We start from the raw sequence: 2,434 nt of genomic DNA on the forward strand, positions 1-2,434 counted from the left end.
GTGAACGGCACATCGATGATGCGGGCCAGCGTCTGCGCGAGCAGCGTCTTGCCGCAACCGGTCGGGCCGATCAAAAGGATGTTGGACTTCGCCAGTTCGACATCGTTGTTCTTGCCGGCATGCGCGAGGCGCTTGTAGTGATTGTGGACCGCCACCGACAGCACGCGCTTGGCGTAGGGCTGACCGATGACATAGTCGTCGAGAACCTTGAGGATCTCCTGCGGTGTCGGCACGCCTTCGCGCGACTTCACCATCGAGGTCTTGTTCTCTTCACGGATGATGTCCATGCAGAGTTCGACGCACTCGTCGCAGATGAAGACCGTCGGACCGGCGATCAGCTTGCGCACTTCGTGCTGGCTTTTGCCGCAAAACGAGCAGTAAAGCGTGTTCTTGGAATCGCCGCTGTTGTTGCCGACCTTGCTCATTTTCATGTCCTTTCATGGCCGCCCGCCGATGGTCTGGCTGAAAGGGCGCATACTCTATCTATCGCGGGAATCCGCCGCCGCCAGTGTGTCCCGGCTCCCGCAACGCATTCCGTACGAAACACAAATCAGAAAACGTGGCAATGATTCGCGACAACCCCGCATAAAGCTAAGCCGCCGAAACTCAACATAGCCTTAACGTAGGCAATCCTGTCCCCCGAGGGAACAGCCAATTGTGGCCGAAATGCCGCAAGACGCGCCAAAAGCGCGTGATGGTGCCATCCAACTGCCAACTTGCCTTTATGCCAGCGCCCCTTCGGCCGCCTCGCGCGACGAAATGACCTTGTCGATGAGGCCGAAATCCTTGGCTTCGTCGGCGGTCATGAAATGGTCGCGGTCGAGCGTTTTCTCGATCTCTTCATAGCTCTTGCCGGTGTGCTTGACGTAGACCTCGTTGAGGCGACGCTTCAGCTTGATGATATCCAGGGCATGGCGCTCGATGTCGGATGCCTGGCCCTGAAAGCCGCCGGAAGGCTGGTGAACCATGATGCGGGCGTTCGGCGTGGCAAAGCGCATGTCCTTGTGACCGGCAGTCAGGAGCAGCGAACCCATCGAAGCCGCCTGGCCGATGCAGAGCGTCGACACGGCCGGCTTGATGAACTGCATGGTGTCGTAGATCGCCATGCCCGAGGTGACGACGCCGCCCGGCGAATTGATGTAAAGGTTGATTTCCTTCTTCGGATTCTCAGCTTCGAGGAACAAAAGCTGCGCGCAGACCAGCGTCGCCATCCCGTCCTCGACCGGACCGGTGATGAAAATGATGCGCTCCTTGAGGAGGCGCGAGAAAATGTCGTAGGCCCGCTCGCCGCGATTGGTCTGTTCGACCACCATCGGAACGAGGTTCATGTAGGTTTCGACGGGGTTCTTCATCAGGTATCTCTTATCTCGCGGTGGGATTCCGGCGCCGGGAATGCCGGCAGATCGGGCAGAATCGGTTCTGGATCGTTATTCCGTAAATAGGATGCCGGCTCGTCCTTGTGCAAGGCCGACCCCTCCTAGCCATCTGGGTAAGTCGAATCAAGCTTTCTGACCAAGGATTCGCGGCGGCGGATGCTTCCGCGGGTCCGGAGCCGCATCGCCGGCCCCGCAACGTAGCAGTTTCTTAACCGCGTCACTTAACGAAATGCGCCGAAACCGCTTTTTTCCGAGACGGCTTCCTCTACAATTCAACGTTGAACTTATGCATAGAGTTCAACAGGGGGAGTGCCATGCCCGGGAAAACCGCATGCTTCACCATTGCCGGCCTGACCGTGCTCGGCACGATTTCGCAGACGGCGGCCGGCGGCCGCGCCGTCGAATGTTATGAGCCGGTCCGCAGTCCGGCCGTCTATGACACGGTCTATGAAGACGTGATGATCAGTCCGCCCGGTCAGCAGGTCGACTATATCGCCCCTATCTATGGCACGCGCGAGCGCGTCGTGATGACCGTTCCGGCGCAAGTGACCTACCAGATCGTACCGGCCGTCACCCGCACCGTCTACCGTACGGTCCGGGTCGATGGCGGCTATTCCTGGGAATGGCGCGTCATCCATGGCCGCAAGGTGCTGTGCAAGGTATGGCACAAGGCGCGCTACGAACGCGTCGCAGAGACCGTCGTGATCCAGCCCGAACGCACGCGGCGCGTCGTCATTCCCGCACAATATGACAGCATCGCCGAGGAGGTGCTGGTGCGGCCGGAACAAAGGCGCGTCATCGATGTCCCCGCCTCCTACCAGACCGTCGCGCGTCGTGTGTTGGTCCGGGAAGGCTCATCCAGTTGGCGGCGGGTGCATATTCCCAGGCATTGCCAGGATTAGCGCGCATGGCGTACCCTGCTTCGCAGCGGATCTCCGTTGGGCTGAGGGCATGCGCGACCTGGAAATTTCCAATCAGGAATTGTCAGACCTTGCCGAAGAAGCCTTGGCGCTTGCCAAAGGCTATTGGGCCTCCCTCGAGGAACGTCGGACGTATCC

3 protein-coding genes are annotated in these 2,434 nt (G+C 59.7%); 1 reads left to right on the top strand and 2 read right to left on the bottom strand.

From position 1 onward, the window contains the following. The coding region (locus tag EN925_RS31955) for a ClpX C4-type zinc finger protein (protein WP_128337207.1) at positions 1-425 on the bottom strand (425 nt) is incomplete at its 3' end. Between the two features lie 297 nt (positions 426-722). Continuing rightward, positions 723-1,352 carry an ATP-dependent Clp endopeptidase proteolytic subunit ClpP gene (clpP, locus tag EN925_RS31960; RefSeq protein WP_013532191.1) on the bottom strand — a complete coding sequence of 210 codons (630 nt, stop codon included), beginning with the start codon at positions 1,350-1,352 and terminating at the stop codon, positions 723-725. A 338-nt stretch (positions 1,353-1,690) separates the two neighbouring features. Here clpP and EN925_RS31965 point away from each other — a divergent pair, with 338 nt between their 5' ends. After that, positions 1,691-2,278 carry a hypothetical protein gene (locus EN925_RS31965; protein ID WP_127368767.1) on the top strand — a complete coding sequence of 196 codons (588 nt, stop codon included), beginning with the start codon at positions 1,691-1,693 and terminating at the stop codon, positions 2,276-2,278. The last annotated feature ends 156 nt before the right edge of the window (positions 2,279-2,434 follow it).

This window comes from Mesorhizobium sp. M7A.F.Ca.US.006.04.2.1 (assembly GCF_004022915.1).
In the GTDB taxonomy this organism is placed as follows: Bacteria; Pseudomonadota; Alphaproteobacteria; order Rhizobiales; family Rhizobiaceae; genus Mesorhizobium; species Mesorhizobium ciceri.

Bases quoted from the DNA above. Each gene is read 5' to 3' on its own strand.
- clpP (WP_013532191.1), bottom strand. From the start codon at position 1,352: ATGAAGAACCCCGTCGAAACCTACATGAACCTCGTTCCGATGGTGGTC.
- EN925_RS31965 (WP_127368767.1), top strand. From the start codon at position 1,691: ATGCCCGGGAAAACCGCATGCTTCACCATTGCCGGCCTGACCGTGCTC.